Annotated in this window: 14 protein-coding genes and 1 riboswitch; of the genes, 7 read left to right on the top strand and 7 right to left on the bottom strand. The window is 61.9% G+C overall.

What is annotated here, in order from left to right; all coding sequences use genetic code 11:
* Window positions 1-3: 3 nt before the first annotated feature.
* From FHT79_RS03600 to FHT79_RS03630, 7 genes are all read right to left on the bottom strand, one after another.
* Window positions 4-804: a hypothetical protein gene (locus FHT79_RS03600; RefSeq protein WP_025554451.1), complete on the bottom strand. Its 801-nt coding sequence runs from the start codon at window positions 802-804 to the stop codon at window positions 4-6.
* Complete coding sequence (locus FHT79_RS03605; RefSeq protein ID WP_246713897.1) at window positions 804-10157, bottom strand: hemagglutinin repeat-containing protein; 9354 nt, start codon at window positions 10155-10157, stop codon at window positions 804-806. Before FHT79_RS03605 ends, FHT79_RS03600 begins: the two co-directional genes overlap by 1 nt.
* Window positions 10158-10255: 98 nt before the next feature.
* Window positions 10256-10807: a hypothetical protein gene (locus FHT79_RS03610; protein ID WP_063476049.1), complete on the bottom strand. Its 552-nt coding sequence runs from the start codon at window positions 10805-10807 to the stop codon at window positions 10256-10258.
* A gap of 45 nt (window positions 10808-10852) precedes the next feature.
* The gene (locus FHT79_RS03615) at window positions 10853-11320 is read right to left on the bottom strand and encodes a hypothetical protein (RefSeq protein WP_029868271.1); all 468 of its coding nucleotides are present in this window, start codon (window positions 11318-11320) and stop codon (window positions 10853-10855) included.
* Window positions 11321-11333: 13 nt separating this feature from the next.
* On the bottom strand, window positions 11334-13055 hold the full coding sequence (locus tag FHT79_RS03620; RefSeq protein WP_097594827.1) for a ShlB/FhaC/HecB family hemolysin secretion/activation protein: 1722 nt from the start codon (window positions 13053-13055) through the stop codon (window positions 11334-11336).
* 12 nt (window positions 13056-13067) lie between these two features.
* The gene (locus FHT79_RS03625; RefSeq protein ID WP_097594828.1) at window positions 13068-13706 is read right to left on the bottom strand and encodes an invasion associated locus B family protein; all 639 of its coding nucleotides are present in this window, start codon (window positions 13704-13706) and stop codon (window positions 13068-13070) included.
* A 255-nt stretch (window positions 13707-13961) separates the two neighbouring features.
* Entirely contained in the window at window positions 13962-14339 is a 378-nt protein-coding gene (locus tag FHT79_RS03630) for a hypothetical protein (protein ID WP_164735900.1), read from the bottom strand.
* A gap of 72 nt (window positions 14340-14411) precedes the next feature.
* Window positions 14412-14508, top strand: a riboswitch (TPP riboswitch).
* 50 nt (window positions 14509-14558) lie between these two features.
* Here FHT79_RS03630 and thiM point away from each other — a divergent pair.
* From thiM to FHT79_RS03665, 7 genes are all read left to right on the top strand, one after another.
* The gene (gene thiM, locus FHT79_RS03635) at window positions 14559-15362 is read left to right on the top strand and encodes a hydroxyethylthiazole kinase (RefSeq protein ID WP_029868275.1); all 804 of its coding nucleotides are present in this window, start codon (window positions 14559-14561) and stop codon (window positions 15360-15362) included.
* Complete coding sequence (gene thiE, locus FHT79_RS03640; RefSeq protein ID WP_029868276.1) at window positions 15359-15994, top strand: thiamine phosphate synthase; 636 nt, start codon at window positions 15359-15361, stop codon at window positions 15992-15994. Before thiM ends, thiE begins: the two co-directional genes overlap by 4 nt.
* A complete protein-coding gene (thiD, locus tag FHT79_RS03645) occupies window positions 15991-16800 on the top strand; it encodes a bifunctional hydroxymethylpyrimidine kinase/phosphomethylpyrimidine kinase (RefSeq protein WP_029868277.1) in 810 nt (269 codons plus the stop codon). Before thiE ends, thiD begins: the two co-directional genes overlap by 4 nt.
* A gap of 216 nt (window positions 16801-17016) precedes the next feature.
* Window positions 17017-17496: a GNAT family N-acetyltransferase gene (locus FHT79_RS03650; RefSeq protein WP_132573527.1), complete on the top strand. Its 480-nt coding sequence runs from the start codon at window positions 17017-17019 to the stop codon at window positions 17494-17496.
* A 24-nt stretch (window positions 17497-17520) separates the two neighbouring features.
* Window positions 17521-18543 (top strand): glycoside hydrolase family 3 N-terminal domain-containing protein, encoded by a 1023-nt coding sequence (locus tag FHT79_RS03655; RefSeq protein ID WP_029868279.1) that lies wholly within the window; start codon window positions 17521-17523, stop codon window positions 18541-18543.
* A gap of 43 nt (window positions 18544-18586) precedes the next feature.
* Window positions 18587-20233, top strand: coding sequence for an ABC transporter substrate-binding protein (locus FHT79_RS03660; protein ID WP_183902965.1), 1647 nt, complete (start codon window positions 18587-18589; stop codon window positions 20231-20233).
* A gap of 58 nt (window positions 20234-20291) precedes the next feature.
* Window positions 20292-21269, top strand: coding sequence for an ABC transporter permease (locus FHT79_RS03665; protein WP_183902966.1), 978 nt, complete (start codon window positions 20292-20294; stop codon window positions 21267-21269).
* Window position 21270 lies beyond the last annotated feature (1 nt).

Genomic DNA, 21270 nt, shown 5'->3' on the forward strand with positions numbered 1-21270 from the left:
TGCCTATTTATACAAAACGTTGCGCAAGCGCTCCTGCAAATCACGAGTGGAATCGTCGGTAAAGCTGGTTTCAGAGACGATGATACGGACCACATCATCTGTTACCTGCTTGATCTTGGCTCCTGAAAACCCGGCCAGCCGCTCCTTGTGATCGACACCGACATAGCGCCAAAATAGTTCACTTAGCCACATGACTGCCCCTACCGCTTCCATATACCCCGAGCGAAATTGCCGACGACCAGGGTTCTGCGAGATGTCGATCACCATCTGTTCAAGCGGCGGTGGCAATCCATTAGAGCGCATGGGCAAGGAGGAGTAATCCCGCTTCTCGGCCTTGTAGAGGAGTGTGTCCTCAGCATTTTGCCATTCGTTATATTCAACGTCAGCAACCCATCCCTGAACGAAGTAAGGCGACACGACAAACGGCGACGTCCATCGCTCCCAATCGATTGACGCGCCTGGGACTTTCTCTGTTACTATGATGTGGCAAAGCTCAGCGTTTGCCACGGCGCCGTAATTAAAAATGAGCGTTGAAGTTTCGATTTCTCCGAGTCGACCAGTATTTCTAGCTGACGTTAGGAGTTTTTTGAGTTGCAGAGAGGCCCCGTGAGCTTGGAATTTTTCGTCGAGTTGAAGCGCACGCAGCACCGAGAGAATAGTCTCCAGCGCTTCAACCGCCGTTAGCGCGCCACGTCGCCGTTCACCCACTTCAATTCTCGGCTTTTCTGCGATGACGGTCGTTCGCCCACTATCGGGAAATAGGGTGAAAATCAGCTCTAATCGCTCTCGCCTAGTGCGTTCCACTATTGAAACTCCTTAATTATCACTGTAACGCCTTTATCTGTGCCGTACCGGACAAGGGCCTTCGCAGCGTCCGCGCCGCCTGGCTGAACTCGTATATCGAGCACTTTGGTCGCTAGGCTGCCATCGACCGTTATGGCGGCCTCATCAAGTTGGTCAATCGTATTTTTCATCCTGGCCATCCATGCCGATCCCGTAGTGTCGATGGTCTTCAGGCTGACTACCGTACTCCCCTTCTGGAAATCGATCAGCGGAAAATATCCATTATTCTCGGCACCGATATTGAACCAGCCATTCGTATTGCTGTACTCGGTTCGTGCGAGCGATGACTCGATTGATTTACCCCTGTCAATCGGATTGAGCGACCAAACACTCGACTGCGGATTTGTGGCGCCCAGAGTTGAAGATCCGAAGATCTTGAGCTTGGTCGCCAACGCGACAACTTGAGCCATGGCAGCAGGATCGCCATTGTTTGCCTGCTGGATCATGTACGGGATACCCAAAACGCCGGCGGGATCTGTGACCAAGAGCCCGTAAATCGCTGGAAGGTCGCGCTTCTGTTCGGCCGTCAGATTCTCGACGCCATTGGGCGCGAGAATTTTCAGGATTTGATCAACCCCACCGGTGTTATTTAGCAGTTGCTTGGCGGCTTCCTGATCGTTTTGTGACGCCCAAAAAGAAATTGTACCTGCGTAGCTCGACAGCGATGCAACCACGTCACTCAAGACCGCAACGCATCCGGAACCACTGTAGCCGTTTGCTCGGCAAGCGACATAGGCGGCCTGCTGCTGTGTGTCTTTCTGTTCGAGTCGCGTTTGCTCTCCACAGTCTTTAGGATCACCCTTGCCCCCGTCACATGCGGCTTTCGCGGCGGCAAGAGCGTCGTTGTCGGCATGATTGAGATAGTTGTTTTGGTAGTTTGCGGCGCCGTAGGCCGCCCCTTCCCCGCCGCCAGCTACACCGCCGACAGCAGCGCTAAGGCTTGCGCCAATTAGCTTTGCGAGAGCGGCGCCTTCTTCTGTTCCTTCGTACTTGGTGCCTTTGAGCATGCCGTTGACAAGCCGCTCGATCGCCGGACCGAACAGCGTGGAGGCGGCGCCCCCGAGAGCGGCCTTAACAGCCCCTTCCCAGCCATTGACTCCACCGAGGATGCCGCCGCCGATCGCATGTAGGGCTGCGCGACCAAGACCGCCTTCACTCCAATAATCCATGCCTGCTTGATCGTGGTTGATGACGGCTTGTTTATACAATTCGGATGCAATGTCCCCGACCAATCCCGCCATGGTCTTCTGCGCCGCCTGAAGATCGGCTTGGGTCTTGTATTGATCCATTAGGATGTTCTGCAGGTCCGGCAGACCAGGCAGCGAGGTGTTGGTGTTATTTGTGTCGCGACGGATCGTGCCGAGATCCTGCGTCTGGTGCTCCGGATCGGTGATGATGATGCCAATGTTCGGACCGATGACCGAATAAGCCTTGCCGGTCTCGGTCTCCCCGGCCTTGACCGGCGGCGCGAGCGAAAGACCGCTCGTGCCGATCGAGCCGCCATAGGTGTCGGCCTTCCAGGTCGAATGCGTATCGATATCGGCGACCGTCAGCGTACCGGTGGAGAAGCTATTGCGCCCCTCAACCGCTTCGCTGGTGATCAAGCCGCCAACCAGCGAGGTCTGACCGCTCACGTCAATGGAAAGACCGCCGGTGCCGGCATGAATGCCGGATTGCTCCGAGACGACTATGGCATCGCCTTTAGCGCTCTGCGTGACGCCCGAGATGCCGGTGGAACCGAAACCGATCTGGCCCGAAAGGCTGAGCTGATCGGCATTGGCTGTGGCGCTATCAACCAGGCTCTCGATTGTCAGATTCCTGACGTTGGCCACGACGGAATTGCCCGTAACGGTCGCCCCTTTTAGGGCAAGGTCGTTAGTAAGAATGGTAACATCGCCGGTGCCGTTGAGATGGGTGTTGGTGTGGGTGACGGCGGTGGTGTCGGAGCCGCCTTTGCCGTAAGAGCCGCTGGCGCCGACACTGGCATCGCAGCCGATCTTCGTGTTGCAGCCAAAATTAACGCCGACGCCGGCGCTCCATGAGCTGTTCGAACTCGTCGAATCCGACGCGCCGGTGGCGGCATTGAGATTGATGTTGCCATTCCTCGCCGATAGGATGATGTCGCCGGCCAACGGATCGTCGGAGATGGTCGGCAGACCGAACTTGTCATAGCCAGCCGCTATCTGGGCGCCGTCGCTCGTAATGGAGCCGTTCTGCGCATCCATGGTGATGGAGCGGCCGGCGCGGATATCCGTGACGACAGGCGTAGACGTCGTCGTCGAGGACGCGCTCTGCTGATGGTTGACACCTGCGTTCAGGCCGATGCTAAAGGACAGGCCCTTACCGCTGACGAGGTCGTCGGAGACGCCCTTAAGGCCCTTGAGTCCCTCATAGAAGCCAAGCCCGGCAATCGCAGTGTTGGTCAGCGCATTGACGCCGCCCGGATCCGACAGCCGCTCCGCCGAGTTCACGATGCTCTGGGCGGCACTTCCGACCTGGCTGGAGACGCTGAGCGTCACGCCAGCGAACGTCCTCTCGTGCACCTCCTGATAATTGGTGACGTCATTGGCCGACAGAAGATTGATGTCTTTGGTGGCGAACAGGTTGACATCGCGCTCGGCCGAGGCCTGGGCGGCCTGCAGGTTGACATTGTTGCCGGCGGAGATGTTGAGGTCGCGGCCGGCCGAGAGCATGGACGTGGCGTTGGTGTCGGATTGCTGCGCCGAGCTGTCCTTGCTCGTCTGCGCGCCGATGCCGACCGAGAAGCCGCCATTGCCAGCGGAGAAGGACAGGCCGAAGCCGGACTTCTTCTCCTCTTCCGACTGCGAGAAGCTTTCCGCCCCTGGTGTGATGTTGACGTCGCGCGCGGCCGACAGATTGATGTCGCGCTCGGCATCGACCGAAGAGCCCATGATGTTCAGGTCGGTTGCCCGCGCCGTCAGGTTGACGTCCTCGCCGGCGGAAAGCGCCGAGCCGACATTCAGCGTCGAGGCCTGTGCGCCCTTGTTCTGCTGACTGCCGTAGATCGAAATAAACCCGCCGCCGGAACCGACGCCGATGCCGGATTTCTTGTGCTGCTCCTCGAGCTCGTGCGTCTCCTGCGCCCCGATGATAGAGACACTGTCGGCCGCGACGTTGATCGAGCCGTCGGCATCGACCTTTGAACCGGCGATTACAGCTGCCTTGCCCGCGTCAAGATTGACATCGCCGCTGGCGCTCAGCTGCGAGCCGACCGTCGTCTCGTCGTAGCTCTTGTGGCTGGATGAGCCTTTCGACAGGAAGCCGCTACGCGAGCCCTTGTCGTCCTTGGCGCTGGTATCCATTCCGGAGGCGATGATCAGGTCACCGCCGGCGTTGATGTTGAGGTCCGCCGGGTCGGTGCCGTCGTCCTTGCCGGCTTCGATCTTCGAGGCGGAAATGACCATGTCCTTGCCCGACTGAAGATCTACGCCTGCGCCGCCGCTAATCGACGAGCCGACGGCCGTCGTCGTTTCCAGATGCGTGGTCGTCTTCTCGCTCTTGCCGAGGAAACCGCCCTTGGTGCTAAGCTTGGTGTCGAGGGTCGCGGTGTCGGTGGCTTCGGCGATCGTCACGTCGCCGTCGGCATCGAGAGCGAGCTTGCCGTCGGCGGCGAGTTTGCTGCCAACGATGTTGAGGTCGTGATCGCCGCTGCCGTTGCCTGCGGTCACCGAGAGGTCGCCCCCGGCTGATATCTCCGAGCCGACATGGGTGATCGACGAGGAGGACTTCTTGCCGAAGGTGGATGCGGAATGCTCCTGCGCGGCGGTGATATCGATGTCGTCGTCGGCGCTGAGCGCGACATTGCCGCCGGCCTTGACGGAGGAGCCGGAGAGCAGGATGTCGTCGCCTGATTTGATCGTCGCATTCGTGCCGGCGGATAGCTGCGATTGCTGCTGGTCGGTGGAGAGGGTCCTGGTGTAGCCGGATTGGTTGTTGCGGGCGACATCGGTCGCCACCACGGCCACCGAGCCCTTGTCGGCGGTCACATCGAGCGTCGTGCCCGCTTTGGCGGAGCTGCCGATGACGTTGACGTTGTCGGTTGCCTTGATCGTCAGGGCTGCGCCGCTGGCAACTTGGCTGCCGGTGGCATTCTGCTGGCCTGAATTATCGACCTTGGCTGCAGCCAGCGTGACATTGTTGCCGGTGAGCGAGGCGTTGCCTGTGGCATTGACCTTGACGCCCTTCAGCGCCAGATCGCCGCTGCCGCCGGCGAGCTGCAGATTGCCGCCTGCCGTCACACCGGCATTGGTGTTGACGACGTTCTGGCCGCCGATCGTCATCGTCTGGGCGGCCAGCGTGATGCCGTTGGTGGCATTGAGCGCCGTGTCGCCGCGCGACAGGAAAGTGCCGCTGCCCTGGATGGAGCTGCCGGAGACGGTCAGGCCGCCAGCGGATGCGATCAGGCCGGAATTGTCGAGATTGCCGACATTCATATCGACCGAGCCGCCCGCCATGACGGCGCCGGCGCCGGTCAGCTTCTGCCGGTCGGCAGCGGCGACGTAGACGACGGGCGCGAGCACCTGCACGCCCTCGACGGTCTGCCACTGGTAAAGGACAATCGACTTGGTGAGGGCTGCCGCCTGCTCAGGCGTGAGCCCTTGGCCGATGGCCAGGCCGTGCTCCTTGGCATAGTTGGCACCCTCGTCGAGCAGCGTCTTCATCTGCTGGATGGCGTCATTGCCGGCGATAAAGGTGCTTCTGCCGAGGCCTTCGCCGACAAGCTGCCGCAACTGCGTGTCGATCAGTTGGTTCTCGAAATAGGCATCACCCAGGAACGGAACCGTCGTCTCCGGCACGTAGCCGATTTTGTTCATGAAATAGCCGGAGCCGTAGAACTTGCCGACGTCGAGGAATTCGGCGCGGGTTTCGAACAGGAAGATCTGTCCGCGTATGGTGCCGCCGAAGCCGCCCGATTGCGGCTTGGCGGCGGCCGCAAGGGCTGCGCCGTCGACGCGGATGCGCTCGGCAATATTGCCGAGCCCGGCAAGCAGGCTGCCGCCGTTGGCGGTGACGCCGCCGAGCGCCGCGTTGACGTTGAACAACGCGCCGCCGGCCGTCAGACCGGTGAGCGCCGAAAGCGGATCACCGGGGTTGCTTGTCGCCGCCACGCTGGCGCCGCCGGCCATCGAGCCGGCTGCGGACGTGTTGTTGACGCTGCCGAAATCGACGGAAAGCGCACCACCGGCCTTGATGTTGGCCGAGACGCCGCCGATCGCCTGGACGGAGCTGACGATCGTCGAGCCGTTGGCGATGTTCTTCGAGGGATTGGCGTTGCCATTGGCATCATAGGCCGTGCACGCGCCCTGCGCGTTGCAGGTCGTCGTCGTCGTGCGAAAGAGCGTGACGCCCGTATTGTTGAGTGTCGAGCCCTTCAGCGTCGCGTTGCCGCCGGCCTCGATCGAGCTGTAGGCATTGGTCAGATTCGTGGCGTCGATCGAAAGGTTGCGGCCCGCCCGGATCGTCGCTTCCGGGCTGAGCGTGCCGACCAAGCGGTCCTCATAGACCGACTGGCTGAGATTGGACGACCAATCCCAGGTATAGGTGGTGCTTTCGTCCGAGCCGCTGAAATTTACCTCGTCGACGATGAAATAACGCGACGGATTGTTGGGATCGACAACGGGATTGCCGTTCGCGTCCGTCGGCACCCGGTCCCTGATCCAGTCGATGATCGGCCCGACCTTTTCGGGTCCATCGGCCGAAATCCAGGTCCATGCATGATAGGTCGTGCCGTCGGCAAGCGTCGCCTTCGACCAGAGCAGCGGCTCATAATCCTGCCACAGCGCCGGATCGACGCCGGCGTAGAGTTGGTACATGTTCTGGTCTGCGGTCTCGAGATAGCCGAAAGGCAGGCCGGCGGCGACGGGATTCAGCGTGAAGCCGCTGACGACGCCTGAAGACACCAGCGTCCCGGTGGTCCATTGCGGTGTGGCGGCCCGCTGGTTGGTCAGGTTGCTGGTCAGGATCGACATGTCGTTTCCGGCCTGGATCATGCCGGAAATATTGGTGACGCCCGTGTTTCTCAGCCCGGCCGCCGCTCCGGCGATCTGAAGGTCGTGGTTGGCGAGGATGGCGCCTTGATTGTTGGTGAGCACGCCGCCGACGAAGAGGGTGGCGTCGTTGCCGGCATAGGCGAGGCCCGTGGCATTGTTGGTGAAGTTGCTGGAAATGTTGAATGTGAGATCGTTGCGGGCTGCCAATTGTCCGGCATTGGTCAGCGACGGCAGTGTCAACGTCAGGTCGTTGGCGGCGAGCAGCGCGGTGCCGGCCGTCGTGGTAAGACCGCCCGCCTTGATGGCGATATCGCCCGAACCGCCGGCACTGGTGACGGCATTGACCCGGGCGCCGCTGAGATCGGCCGTGCCGGAGAGATTGAGAGCCAGTCCGCCGAGAGTGAGGCTGCTGTTGGCAAGGTTGGCGCTCGCCGCATTGAGCGTCAGCGTACCGCCGGCGGCGAGGTTGCTCGCCCGGCCATTGGAGAGATCGATATTGGTCGTGCTGAGCGTCAGGTTGCCGGCAGTGCGGGTGGGATTGCCGTAGCTGATCTGGCCGCCCGACGCCGTGAGCGCAGCGCTGGCGAGGCTCTGGAGCTTGTTATAGGCAATATTCTGGCTGGCGCTGGCCGAAAGAGCGCCGCTGCTCAGCAGGGCGTTGCCGGCGGTGATCGAACCGCTTGTTGCGGCAAGGTTCATGCTGCCGGTCTGCTGGAGCTTCAGCGTGCCGGCGGATGCGGCGGTGGCGGCGAAGTCGAGGCCGGAAACGAGAGTATCGACGGTGATGTCCCGCGCCGAGAGGCTGGCGTTGCCGGCGGCAAGCGACTGGCCGGTAAGGTCGATCGTGCCGCCGGCAACGATCGTCATATCCTGATGGGCGACAACATTGGCGCTGACATCACCCGCTGCTCCGGCATCGACGCTTCCGGCGGCAAGCAGGTTGCCGGCGCTGATGTCGGTGCCCGTCGCCTCGAGCGTGAGATCGCCGGCCTGCCCCAGCGCGATGTCGCCATTGGCCGACTGGGCGGTGGCGGCAAAATCGACGCCGGAGACGATGGCGCCGGCCTGAATGGCGGGACCCGTGACCGAGACGTCGCCGGCGCCAAGGATCTGGCCGGTGACCGATGTATCGGCGTTGATGGCAACGGCACCGTGACCGCTGACATTGTCGGCCTGGAAACGGCCGGCATCGACGAGGAGCGCGCCTGCGGCAAGCAGCGTGTCGATATCGACGCTCCCGCTGCTACCGGCATCAAGCGTCAAGTCGCCGGCCGAGCCGACGGCGATGGCGCCACTCGGCGAGGCGGCGGTGGCGGCAAAGTCCATGCCGGCGACGATCGTGCCCGCCGCAATCGAGCCGCCGCTGATCGATATATCGCCGGCGCCAAGGAGCTGGCCGGTGACGTCGGTGTTGCCGGAAAGCGTGATCGCGCCATGACTGGTGATAGCAGCGGCACTGAGGTTGGCGGCGGAAGCCGAGAGATTGCCGGCCGCAAGCAGGGTGCCGGCATCGATGTCGCCGCTGGCGACAAGGGAGAGATCGCCGCTCTGCGTCAGCACGATATTACCGCCGGCCGCTTCCGTTCCCGCAAAGTCGATGCCGGCGATGATGGCGTCGGCCGAGATGGCCGAGCCGGTGATGTCGATGTTGCCGGCACTGAGGATCTGACCGCTTACATCTGTGGCCGCGTTGATCGCAATGGCGCCATGCGCGATGACGCTCTGGGCCGTCAGCACCGCTGATGTGACCGACGTATCGCCGGCCGACAGGAGTGCCTCGACATCGACGGCGCCGCCGCTGGCGGCAAGCTGGATGTCACCCGCGCCTGATAGAACCGTGCTGCCGTTTGCCGCATTGGTCGCAGCGATGTCGAGGCCGGAAACGACCGTATCGGCCGAGATCGAGCGGCCTGACGCCGTGACGTTGCCCTGCGCCAGAATATCGCCGGAGACGCCGATATCGGCGCCGGCGGAAAGCGCGATATTGTTGCTGCTGACGAGCGAGGCAGCCGAGATCGCGCCTGATGTGGCGGTGATGGAGAGCGCGCCGGTGCCCTTGACCGCACCGACAACCTGGATGTCGCCCGACGTAGCGGACAAAGAGAGCGCATTGCCGGCGGTAATGCTGCCGGCGGCAATGCCGGCCGCCGACGACATCAGCACGTTGGCGGCGCTGTTCACCTCGCCGCCGACACTCAACAGCCCGCTGCCGCTTGACAGCACGATGTCGCCATCGGCGGCGACCGTATCCAGCGTGATGCCCTGCCCCGCCTGAGCTGCGACCTTGGCTTTAGAGGCCACCTTGGCGGCCGTCACCTTCGCCTTCGAGGAGATCGAAACGCCCTGCTGGCCGGAGACGTTGCCGAGCGAGATCTTGCCGTCGGCCGACAGTGACAGCTCGTTGGTGTTGGCGGCAAGATTGCCGCTCATGCGCACACCGGCACCCTTTTCGGTGACGACGATCTTGATGCGGTCGGCCTGCATGGCGCCGAGTGCTGTGCCGTCGATCGCATATTCCGGCGTGCCTGATGTCGCGGCAAGTGCCGTGGCGTTGCCGGTGGCATAATCGAATTGATTGCGGCCAGCCGTGACGCGAAGATCCTTGCCATAGACAGGACCGTTGACGTGGACCGCCCGAGAAACGATGTCGAAGAGGTCGACGGCGCCAGACCCGGCGGAGAAATTGCCGCCGTTCGGCCCGATGGTGACGTCGCCGCCATTGACGGTAAAGCCGTTGAGCTTGCCATCGGCGCCGATTTGAGGCGCGCCCGTGGTCAGTGTCGCATGCGGCGTGTTGATGAAGCCGCAGCCGTCGCAGGTGATGCCGTTCGGATTGGCGATGACGACATCCGCCCGGCCGCCGAACACCTCGATCGGGCCGTTCAATCCCGAGCGGTTGCCGCTGGTGACCTCGTTGAGGATGACCGATGCGGGACCTGATGTGTTGAGATTGGGATTGCCCGGCGTCAAGCCGCCGAGATTGGAGGTGCCGACCTCGCCCTTGTAGTTGTTGAGGATGAGACCCGGTGTGCCGACGTTGAAATTGTCGTATTTGTTATGCGACAGGCCGCTCGCATTCGGGGTGACGATGTCGATGAGCGGCACGCCGTTCGGGGCGGTGCCGACGCCCGGCTGGTTGGCGACGGGCGCCGTGGTGCTCGCAGAAACCGATTGGGCATTGGCCAGCATCGGCTGAAAGACCAAGAGTGCGCTGAGCACGACGGCAAGCGAGCGATTGGCAAATCTGCCGAGCCGGCAGCCAAGACCCCTTGCTTCAGAACCAGGACCGGTTTTCTCACGCATCGTTTTGTCTTCCCAAACGCACAACTGGTTTTGTGTCTCGATATCAATCGTCGCTCGGCGCCGCCGCCACTGCGGCGGCACTGAGCCTCATCGCAGGCCTATTTCTGGGTGAGCCAGGTCTTCACATTGCGGGTAAAGGACTTGGACAGGCGCTGCGCCATAATGTCAGGCGCCCCTGACGTCGTTGCCGCGTTGATCGCGACAGCGACGATCACGCCGTAGCCGCTCCCGCGCATGGAGAGGTCTTCGCCATGAATGTTTTGCGCTTCGGCGATCAGTTGCCCTGTTTCGGCGTTCTCCAGCCGCACGGTCCCATCGATCATGCTGTCATGGCCGCCGATGATCCGGGCCTGCTTGGTGGTGACATCGAAGACGTGCAGCGTCACGACCAGCCTGCCGCGCGTGGGGCCGCCGGGCACGCCGATCAATTCCTTCGCCATCGTCGCCTGAAGCGTGCGAACCGCCTCCGGCACCTGCTGGTCCGCCTTGTCGCCGAAACCGAATGTCTTGACGTCGGGCGCCAACTCAACCCGGATTTCGCGCACAGAGGTTCGTTGGAGAGCCGCAATCAGCCGGGGATCGGTTGTCGTGACGCAGGACGCAAGCGTCGCCGCCAGAAGCAGAAGGGTTAGAAAACGCACGATACGCATACAGAAGCTCCGGGATTCAGGCATAAGGTTCGAATGTCAGCGAATTCAGTTCCTGTTGTCCGACGACGATGCAGGCTTGGCCTTGGCGTCGAGATGCTTGTAGAGCTCGGTCAACTGGGACTTGGGCGCGGGGCACCCTTTCGATTTGGCAATGCTGGTCAGGACATTGTTCCTGTTGCGCAATGCGTCGATCTCGACCTTCTCAGGCGATTTCGGATCCATGAAAAACAGCGCCGGCAGAAACAGGAGCACACCGGTCGCCCCAAGAACGATGTTCTTGCCTTGCGCATCGGTCCGCTCCTTCACCGTCGAGGTGATCTGCCGCTCGTTCGCCTCGAATTCACGGGTGATGCCGGCGCAATCGAAGGCGCTGTCGGTCGGGTTGGTCGAAGCGACCGGCCGCGCCTCCCGTCCGGCACAGCCGGCAAGCGCCATCGAAAAAGCAAGGATCAGCGCCGTCGATCTTGAAAGGGTTTTGACGGACTTGTTCGTCGAGATGCTGCGGATGATCATTTTCCTGCTTTCGTTACCAATGAGCCGATGCGCTGAAATAAAAGAGCCCGCCGTCGACCCCGTCGAGGCTGCTTGCAACAATGTCGGAATAGCCGAGGTCGGCGCTGAGATTGCCGCCGACGGTCCTGATGCCGGCCGTCCAGCTGGCGAGATCGCCGCCTGATATATCGAGGCGCTGTTGCGCGTAGATGTGGCCGTAATCGAAGCCGAGATAGGGGCGCAGCTCGCCGAATGCCTTCGCAGCCGCGCCGCCACCCTGGTTGGACCCCGTTCTCCAGACGATCTCGTTGTGGCTGAACATGCCGTTATTGCCGAAGAGCACGCTTTCGCGGGTGCCGCGGACATTGCTGTAGCTGCCAAGCGAGATCTGCTCGGCGCCGAGGAGATTGTCGGGGGAATATTGACCGCTGACCAGCGATGTCAGTTCGAACTGCCGGCCGGCGGCCTGGAATGGCTGCGTCACGCTGACCGTCGCGTTGAATTTGGAAAAACGTGGGTCTGCATTTCCGGCACCCGGATCTCCGGGGTCCACGGCATCGAAGAGACCGAGCCCTTTGTCATAGCTGACGTCGAACACCCAAATGCCGCCGAACATACGGCGGGAGTGGGAAATGCCGATATCGCCGACCGTATAGCGGCGGCTGCCGACCTCGATCAGATTGCCGAGCAGAAAGTTGTTGGTCTGCTTGTAGGTCAGGCTGCTGCGGACCGTCGTGATCGAATCCTTGTCGCGAAAGACGACGCGATCGAGGCCGAGGCCTGCCTGCCCTGAATTGCCCGAGGTATCGAGCGATGAGAAATTTCCTTCGACCGTGCTTTCATACTGGTACCAGGAGCCGTTCAGCGAAACCGTGGAATAGCCGTAGGGGACGCTGACATTGCCGGAATAGCTGTTGCCATATCCGTTTCCGTCGTTGCTCCACGGATAGTCCGGACCGCTATGCTCGTAGGAGAACGACCACTGATCGTTGATATCAAGCAGATCGTCGAAGCCGAGCGATGCCGAACTTCTGGAAAAGCCGGTGCTTTCCTGGCCCATATTGTTGTTGCCCAAGGAGACATGCCAGGGGCGGCGCGGGTGGTTTTCGATGTTCAGGATGGAGGTTCCGTCCTTGGGGCCGGGCAGCATGGCCGACTTGGCGTCGTTGGCCTGCAGCCGGTTCATCTGGTCGAGGCCCTGCTCGATATCGCGGATATTGACGACCCGGCCGATCAGCCCGGGAAAGGCTGTCGCCAGCGAACCGTTGCCGGTCACTTTCTGGCCATTGAGATAGATGTCGGAAAGCGTGCCCTCGACGACGAGCAGACGGAGGACCCTGGTCTTGGCGATATCCTGCTGCGGCACGTAGGCACGCGAGGTCACATAGCCATGATCGATATAGAGGTGCGTCACATCCCTGAGAACGGCATTGATCTCCGCCAGGCCGACGCATCGGTTGCCGTAAGGCGCCGTCACCTTGCCGATCTCCTGCGCCGATAGCAGATTTGCCCCATCGATCTCGACGCGAGTGATGTCGAAACAGGCCGCATTTGCCTGGCTGGCCGGCAAAGAGCCGTCTTCCGTATCCGCACCGCCACCCGGTGTGGCGCGGCGCAGGGCATCCAGCCGCTGCGTCTGCGACTGCTGCTCCTGGCGGCGGTTGAAATCATCGGCAGGCGACTGCGCGTAAGCGGGTGCGACACCCATCGCCAGGACGGCGCCAGCGACCAAGGAGTATCGAATTTCAGTGGTCATTTTGAAATTCGGCTACTTCGCGGCGATGGATTGAAGTTCGTCGAGGGCCGGTTGCAGCCCTTTCAGCGAGAAACGGATATTGACGTCCTGGCCGTTCATCAGCCGCACCAACCCTTCGGCGGTCGAGCCCTTCTTGAGCGCCGTCGCCGTCTTCGTATCCAGCGCCAGCTGCGCCCAGCATCCGGCCTGGTTGCAATTGCGGTAGTCAAGTTTCGCAACGGGCTTGCCGTCGGCCTTGATCGACAGGCCCGAGGGCAGGAAGACGTTGAGCGGCAGCAGAGCGGTCAGCGTCAGCCCCGGCTTGCCTTTCTCGCCCTTGCCCTTCTCGCCCCTGCCCTTCTCGCCCTTGCCTTGGGACCCGGCCGGCGCAGCTGCGATCGCCAGCGTCAGCACATTGACGTTCTCGCCATCTTTGGCGACTTGCGCGATCTGGGCGACTTCGCAGGCCTCGGTGCCTTCAGAACCCGAGCAGCGATAATACCAGTCGTCGAATTTCTGGGATTTTATCGCCGGCGCCTGCACCTGCCCCGCTTCCTGATCGGCAGGAACAGCAGTTTGCGAAAAGGAAGGATTCGCCCAGGCGATAAATATCAGAACGGAGGCGACAGTCTGGAGGCCACACTTCGTATCGGCTTTCAAAAATTTTCTCATTGAAAATACAACTTCAGGAAGATTTTATTGGCGTGTAAAGTCATATCGCTACAATCCATCGTTTGGTCAACCTAAGCGTGTCAGCACGGTAAAGTTTCCGTTAGATATTTACTTCGCGTTCTGGGAGTTTGATTCCACGCCCTGGGAGAGGCTTACCGCAACGAAATCGCCACCAAATTTCGACAGCCGGAATAAAACTGAATGGCGAGGCGATGAGACGACACGCAACTTACGCGAAGCTGTTCTCGTGCTCGGCTACATTGAAAAATTCCATCGATGAACGGATAGGGTGAATAACTTCGCGCTATTCCAAATGCAGAAAAGTCTTGGGAAGATGAACTTCATTCTTTCAAAGAAAAGACTGCTTTCCCGCATCAGCACCCTCACCAATGCTGGCAGCCAACCCCTCACAAATACGAAGATGTATTTTAGAAATTGATTGCACCCACGGTTGCTGCGGTTATTCCTTTTGAAAAAGGAGAGGATAGCCGCATGGCGAAAAGGCAAGGACCCGGCCAACCCGGAAGAGAACCGGCAGACGACTTTCGGGAAAACCTGGTCAAGACCCGAATCGGCGGCGATCTCTCGTCCTTCATGAAAGGCGATCCCGACCCATAAATCATCCATAGCCATCGCGCGCCGCGTCGGTCGCATGATTGTCATTTTCGAGGTGACATCAGCCCCGTTCTCTGCGAAAAGAAACGCGATGAGAGACAGGGGCGTTCGTCGACAGACGGGCTGAGAAGCACCCTTCGAACCTGAACCGGATAATGCCGGCGGAGGGAGTCGCTCGGGGTCGCGGCATCGCCCGCACGAACCGCCCCGTGGCCGCCCCCGCCTGAAAGGGGCCATATGCAGACCAAGACCACACCCGGAGCGATGCTGAAGGCGATGCGCGAGAAGCCGCCGCTCGTTCAGTGCATCACCAATTACGTCGCCATGAACATCGCCGCAAATGTTCTGCTTGCCGCGGGCGCCTCGCCCGCCATGGTGCATGCCGCGGAAGAAGCCGGCGAATTCGCCGGGATCGCCAGTGCGCTGACCATCAATATCGGTACGCTGTCGACGCAATGGATCGACGGCATGCAGGCGGCGGCGAAGGCGGCGGCTTCAGCCGCCAAGCCCTGGGTGCTCGACCCGGTCGCTCATTATGCAACGGCCTTCCGCCGCAACGCCGTCGCCGATCTCCTGGCGCTGCATCCGACCATCATCCGCGGCAACGCTTCCGAAATCATCGCGCTGGCCGGCGGAGAGAGCCGCGGCCAGGGCGTCGACAGCCGCGACCCAGTCGAGCAGGCGGAAGGTTCGGCGCGATGGCTCGCCGAGCGTCAGCGGGCGGTCGTCGCCGTGACCGGCGCCATGGATTTCGTCACCGACGGCGAGCGAGCCGTGCGCATCGAAGGCGGATCGGCCTTGATGCCGCAAGTCACCGCGCTCGGCTGCTCGCTCACCTGCCTCGTCGGCGCCTTTGCGGCAACGGCGCCCGAGGACATTTTCGGCGCCACGGTCGCCGCCCTTTCGACCTTCGCCATCGCCGGCGAAGACGCGGCACTCGGCGCCGCCGGCCCCGGCTCCTTCTCCTGGCGCTTCCTCGATGCGCTGGCAGCGCTCGACGCCGAAACGCTTGACGCCAGGGCAAGGATATCGGCGGCATGAAGGCTTTCGACCTTTCGCTCTATCTCGTCCTCGACCCCGATCTCTGCGCGGGGATCGGCATGGTGGAAACGGCGCGCCTTGCCGTTGCCGGCGGCGCGACGATGGTGCAGTTGCGTGACAAACATGCCGGCACCGTCGGGATGATCGAGACCGGCCGCGCCTTGAAACAGGCGCTTGTCGGGACCGGCGCCCTGTTCATCGTCAACGACGATGTCGAGGCGGCAATCGCCATCGGCGCCGACGGTCTGCATATCGGCCAGGAGGATTTGGATGCGCGCACGGCGCGGACGATGATCGGCCCTGCCATGATCCTTGGCCTCTCGGTCGAGACCGCGGCGCTTGCCGCCGCCGTCGATCCGGATCTGGTCGATTATACCGGCGTCGGGCCGGTGTTTGCGACGCCGACCAAGGCCGATCACAAGCAGCCGATCGGTTTTGACGGTCTTGCCATGCTGGTAAAGGCCTCGCCGGTGCCGTCGGTTGCGATCGGCGGCCTCAAGGCGGATCATGTCGCCCAAGTATTTGCTGCGGGCGCCAAGGGCCTTGCCGTCGTCTCCGCCATCTGCGGTACGCCGGATCCCGAAGCGGCCACGCGCCGCATCGCCGCAGAAATTCGAAAGGCCCGCGCATGATCCGCAACGTTCTCTCCATCGCCGGCTCCGATCCCTCGGGCGGCGCCGGCATCCAGGCCGATCTCAAGGCCTTTTCCGCCCGCGGCGTCTACGGCATGGCGGTGCTGACCGCGCTGACGGCGCAGAACACCCAAGGCGTCAGCGGCGTGCATCTGGTGCCGCCGCAATTCGTCGCCGACCAAATCAATGCCGTCTTTGCCGATGTGCGCGTCGATGCCGTCAAGATCGGCATGATCGCCAATGCCGGCATCGCCGATGCCGTTGCCGGTGCACTGACTGACCACCGCGACATTCCGATCGTCATCGACCCGGTGATGATCGCCAAGGGTGGCGCCGCCTTGCTCGCGCCTGAGGCGGTCGACGTGCTGACCCGCCGGCTGCTGCCGCTTGCGACACTCCTGACCCCGAACTTGCCGGAAGCCGCCGCACTGCTGCACCAGCCGGTGGCGACAAACCGAGCCGAGATGGCGGCGCAGGCCGAACAGCTGCGGGCGTTTGGCCCGGCCGCAGTGCTGGTCAAGGGCGGCCATCTCGATAGCGACGAAAGTCCTGACGTCCTTGCCACCGCCGCTGGCCTGCACTGGTTCGAAGCCATGCGCGTGCCGACCAAGAACACGCACGGCACCGGCTGCACGCTCTCCAGCGCGCTGGCCGCCGAACTTGCCAAGGGCGCCTCGGCGCGGGAGGCGGTCGCCATCGCAAAGCAATATCTCGCCGGCGCGGTCGCGGCAGCCGGAAGCCTCACCGTCGGCTCCGGCCACGGCCCGGTGCAGCATTTTCATGCGCTGTGGAAAGACGGCGAATAAGCGCTCGCTCGGCATAGATGCAGCCAATCGAAACGGCCCGGCCCTCCCGGCCGTTTTTTCGTTCGGCAGCTACTTTGCGTTGAAACCGCAGTTGCAGTGCGGGCAGTCCCTTTGACCTTCTGAAAAACCTTGTTGACAAGCCCGGTCAGATGGCCAAATCTATAACACTAAAAGGGGATACATTCCGCAATAACGGAATAACTGGAGGAGTGACAGGTGCCAGACCTGCTTGTGAGCTTGTATTCCGCTGAGCTCGCCGACCTGAAACGGAAAGCCGATGATGTCGGCATCTCCATCCGTCCGGCCCTCCCCCCGGAACTGCATCTCATCGCCACTTGGGTTCGCGAACAGTTCACCGAGAACTGGGCAAGCGAAGTCACCGTCGCCTTCTCCCGCCAGCCGGTTGCCTGCCTGATCGCCGTCGACGACGGCAAGCTGCTGGGCTTTGCCTGCTACGACACGACGGCGCGCGGCTTCTTCGGCCCGACCGGCGTCGACCCGGAAGCGCGCGGCAAAGGTATCGGGCTCGCCCTCTTCTCCGCCTGCCTGCAGACGATGAAGACGCTCGGCCACGCCTATGCCTTCATCGGCGATGCCGGGCCGGTCGATTTCTACGCCAAGACCGCAGGCGCAACCATCATCCCCGCCCCCGACAAGGGCATCTACGAAGGCATGCTGAGAAGCACGCCGAAATGACCATCTGATCCCGGAGCTACAGAATTGTCCTCGACCCCGCTCGCCCTTTTCGTCGGCCTTCCCACTCCCACGATTTCGGATGATGAATTCGCCCTTTTTCGCGACACCAATCCGCTCGGCCTGTTCGTCGGCCGGCGCAATCAGCGCGAGCCGGAGCAGACCAAGCGGCTGATCGCCCGCTTCCGCGAAGCCGTCGGCCGCGACGACGCACCTGTCTTCACCGACCAGGAAGGCGGCCGCGTTCAGCATCTCGATGCCGGCCCCTGGCCGCTCTTCCGCAGCTTCGGCCAGTTTGCCGAACTTGCGCGCCGCGATTTCGATCTCGGCAAAAAAGCACTGCGCCTTTCCTCCCAGGCCATGGGCGCGATGATGACGGAACTCGGCCTTTCCAGCGGCTGCTCGCCCGTTCTCGACCTCGTCTTCGAGACGACGAGCGCGGTCATCGGCGCCCGCTCCTTCGGCCCTGATCCCGATTTCATCGCTGCCCTCGGCCGCGAGGTGGTCGATGGCCTGCTCGAGACCGGCAACATGCCCGTCATCAAGCACATTCCCGGCCATGGCCGTGCGACACTCGACTCCCACAAGGAGCGTCCGGTGGTCGACGCCAGCCGCGAGACGCTCACCGCGACCGATTTCAAACCCTTCGTCGCGCTGAAGGATACGCCTTGGGCGATGGTCGCCCATGTCGTCTACTCGGCCTATGACGCGGAGCTGCCGGCGTCCGTCTCGCCCATCATGCACGACGTGATCCGCAAGGACATGGGCTATGAGGGCGTGCTGATATCAGACTGCATCTTCATGGAGTCGCTCTCCGGTACCTTGCCGGAACGCGTCAAACAGGTGCTCGACGCAGGCTTCGACATCGCGCTCCACAGCCACGGCGACATTCCGGAAAGCGAAGCTGCCGCCAAGGCCGCCCGTCCGCTGACGGAAGCCGCCCTCAAGCGGATCGTCGCCGGCAAGGCGCGCCTCGGCAATCTCAAAGTCGATGTCCGCGCCGCCCACGCAGAAGTCGAAGACATGTTTGCCAGCGCGCTGGTCTCCTGACCGGCCCGTCAACTCTCACCGCATAAGAAAAGGGGAATAAAACATGAAAAAATATCTTCTTGCCGCCGCCGCGCTGACGCTGCTTTCGGGATCGGCCATGGCGCAGACGATTCTGACGGCGAATATCGAACCTGCGACGACCTGGGTTCGCAACTTCAACCCGTTCAACCAGACCTCATCGCGCCAGTCGACGCTCGACTTCATCTACGAGCCGCTGGTTATTTTCAACCGCTTCGACAGCAACAAGCCGGTCTATCGTCTAGCCGAAAGCTTCAAGCTCTCCGACGATCTGAAGAGCATCGAGTTCAAGCTGCGCCCGAACCTGAAATGGTCTGACGGTAAGCCGCTGACCGCAGCCGACGTCAAGTTCACCTATGATTACCTGAAGAAGTTCCCGGCGCTCGACTTCGTCAGCATCTGGACCTTCATCACCGATGTGCAGGCGGTCGACGCCCAGACGATGCGCTTCACGCTCGCCAATCCGAGCTCGCTCGCCGCCGAGCAGATCTCGCAATTGCCGATCGTCCCGGAACATGTCTGGAAGGATGTCGCCGATCCCGTCACCTTCGCCAACGAAACCCCGGTCGGCAGTGGCCCGCTGACGGAAGTGCCGCGCTTTACCGGCCAGACCTACGACCAGTGCCGCAACCCAAACTACTGGGACAACGAGCACCTGAAGGTCGATTGCATGCGCTTCCCGCAGCTTGCCGACAACAACCAGATGCTGACCGCGACAGCCGACGGCACGCTTGACTGGGGTGTCTCCTTCATTCCCGATATCGACAATGTCTATGTATCCAAGGATCCGGCGCATTTCCACTATTGGTATTCGCCGAGCAGCATGGTCGCCTTCCTCTTCAACTTGGAAACGGCGAACGAGAACAACAAGAAGGCCTTCAACGATCTGAAGTTCCGCCGGGCTGTCAGCATGGCGCTCGACCGCAAGACGATGATCGACGTCGCCGGCTACGGCTATCCGACGCTGAACGAAGATCCTGGCTTGATGGGCGAGCTTTACAAGAGCTGGGCGGACCCGTCCGTCAAGGCCGACTTCGGCAAGTTCGCAACCTATGATGCCGATGCCGCCAAGGCCCTGCTCGACGAGGCGGGCTACAAGGATAAGGACGGCGACGGTTTCCGCGACAATCCCGACGGCACGAAGATTTCCTTCTCGATCATCGTCCCCAGCGCCTGGACCGACTGGATCGACACCGTCAACCTCGCCGTCGAGGGCATGCAGGCGGTCGGCATCGACGCCAAGATCGAAACGCCTGAGGAAGCCGTCTGGACCGGCAACCTCATCAACGGCACCTTCGATGCGGCGATCAACAGCCTGCCGGCATCGGCCTCGCCCTACTATCCTTACAAGCGTGCCTTCAGCGCTTCGGACAAGGGCAAGACCCGCTTCACCGCGCAGCGCTGGTTCAATCCGGAGGTCGAGAAACTCGTCACCGAGTTCACCCAGACCGCCGACCTTGCCAAGCAGAAGGAAGCGATGAACAAGGCGCAGCGCATCGTCGCCGAAAACATGCCGATGATTCCGGTGTTCAACAATCCGAACTGGTATCAGTACAACACCAAGCGCTTCACCGGGTGGTCGACCAAGGAAAACCCCTTCGTCAATCCGTCGATCTCGCGGACCAATCCGGCACGCCTCTTGAACCTGCTCGCTCTCGAGCCGGTCAAGTAAGCATCATGATCTCCGGAAGCGGCGTAGAAAACGCCGCTTCCGCGACGACGGAGTTCCCATGGTTTTCCTGCTTCGCCGCCTCGTCTTCTACATGGCAGCCTTCATCGCGGCAGCGACGATCAATTTCTTCCTGCCCCGGCTGATGCCGGGCGATCCCGTGCAGATCATGTTCTCGAGCGCCGGTACCGAATTGCCGCCGGAAAGCCTGCAGGCGCTGAAGCTCACTTTCGGCTTCGTCGACGGTCCGCTCTGGCAGCAGTACCTCACCTATCTCGGCAGCATCTTCACCGGCGATCTCGGCCGTTCGATCAAATATTTCCCGCTGCCGGTGACGTCGGTGCTCGGCCATGCCCTCCTCTGGACCGTCGGCCTGATGGGAACGGCGACGATTTTCAGCTTCGCGCTCGGCACCTTGCTCGGCATCGTCGCCGCCTGGCGGCGCGGCAGCAGGTTCGATGTCGTCGTCTCGGTAGGCGCGATCTTCGCCACCTCGGTACCGGCCGTCGTCACCTCGCTGATCGTGCTCTTCATTTTCGGCTTCACGCTCGGCTGGTTTCCGAACGGTTATGCCGCCGATCCCTCGCTCGATCCGGCCTTCAGCTTGCAATATATCGGCAGCGTCGCCTATCACGGCATCCTGCCGATGGTGACGCTCTGCACCGTGCTGATCGGCGGCTTCACCGTCACCATGCGCAACAACATGATCAACCTGCTCGGTGAGGACTATATCGTCATGGCCCGCGCCAAGGGTCTTTCCGACCGGCATGTGATGCTCTGGTACGCGGCGCGCAACGCCCTGCTGCCGACCGTCTCCAGCCTTGCCATCGCGATCGGCACCATCCTCGGCGGCTCGCTGGTAACGGAGGTCGTCTACAACTATCCCGGCCTCGGCAACATTCTCTACCAGGCGATCCTCGCCCGCGATTATCCCGTCATCCAGGGCCAGCTTCTGATCATGACCGCGACCATGCTGATTGCCAATTTCATCGTCGACGTCAGCTATATCTTGCTCGACCCGCGGCTAAAGGGAGCGTGAG

Origin of the sequence: Rhizobium sp. BK212 (genome assembly GCF_014197475.1) — a bacterium.
GTDB lineage: Bacteria > Pseudomonadota > Alphaproteobacteria > Rhizobiales > Rhizobiaceae > Rhizobium > Rhizobium anhuiense.

Excerpts from the sequence above, each read along its gene's own strand:
- FHT79_RS03610 (WP_063476049.1), bottom strand. The coding sequence starts at position 10,807 with ATGCGTATCGTGCGTTTTCTAACCCTTCTGCTTCTGGCGGCGACGCTT.
- thiD (WP_029868277.1), top strand. The coding sequence starts at position 15,991 with ATGATCCGCAACGTTCTCTCCATCGCCGGCTCCGATCCCTCGGGCGGC.
- FHT79_RS03625 (WP_097594828.1), bottom strand. The coding sequence starts at position 13,706 with ATGAGAAAATTTTTGAAAGCCGATACGAAGTGTGGCCTCCAGACTGTC.
- FHT79_RS03660 (WP_183902965.1), top strand. The coding sequence starts at position 18,587 with ATGAAAAAATATCTTCTTGCCGCCGCCGCGCTGACGCTGCTTTCGGGA.
- thiE (WP_029868276.1), top strand. The coding sequence starts at position 15,359 with ATGAAGGCTTTCGACCTTTCGCTCTATCTCGTCCTCGACCCCGATCTC.
- FHT79_RS03630 (WP_164735900.1), bottom strand. The coding sequence starts at position 14,339 with ATGGCTATGGATGATTTATGGGTCGGGATCGCCTTTCATGAAGGACGA.
- thiM (WP_029868275.1), top strand. The coding sequence starts at position 14,559 with ATGCAGACCAAGACCACACCCGGAGCGATGCTGAAGGCGATGCGCGAG.
- FHT79_RS03620 (WP_097594827.1), bottom strand. The coding sequence starts at position 13,055 with ATGACCACTGAAATTCGATACTCCTTGGTCGCTGGCGCCGTCCTGGCG.
- FHT79_RS03615 (WP_029868271.1), bottom strand. The coding sequence starts at position 11,320 with ATGATCATCCGCAGCATCTCGACGAACAAGTCCGTCAAAACCCTTTCA.
- FHT79_RS03665 (WP_183902966.1), top strand. The coding sequence starts at position 20,292 with ATGGTTTTCCTGCTTCGCCGCCTCGTCTTCTACATGGCAGCCTTCATC.
- FHT79_RS03605 (WP_246713897.1), bottom strand. The coding sequence starts at position 10,157 with ATGCGTGAGAAAACCGGTCCTGGTTCTGAAGCAAGGGGTCTTGGCTGC.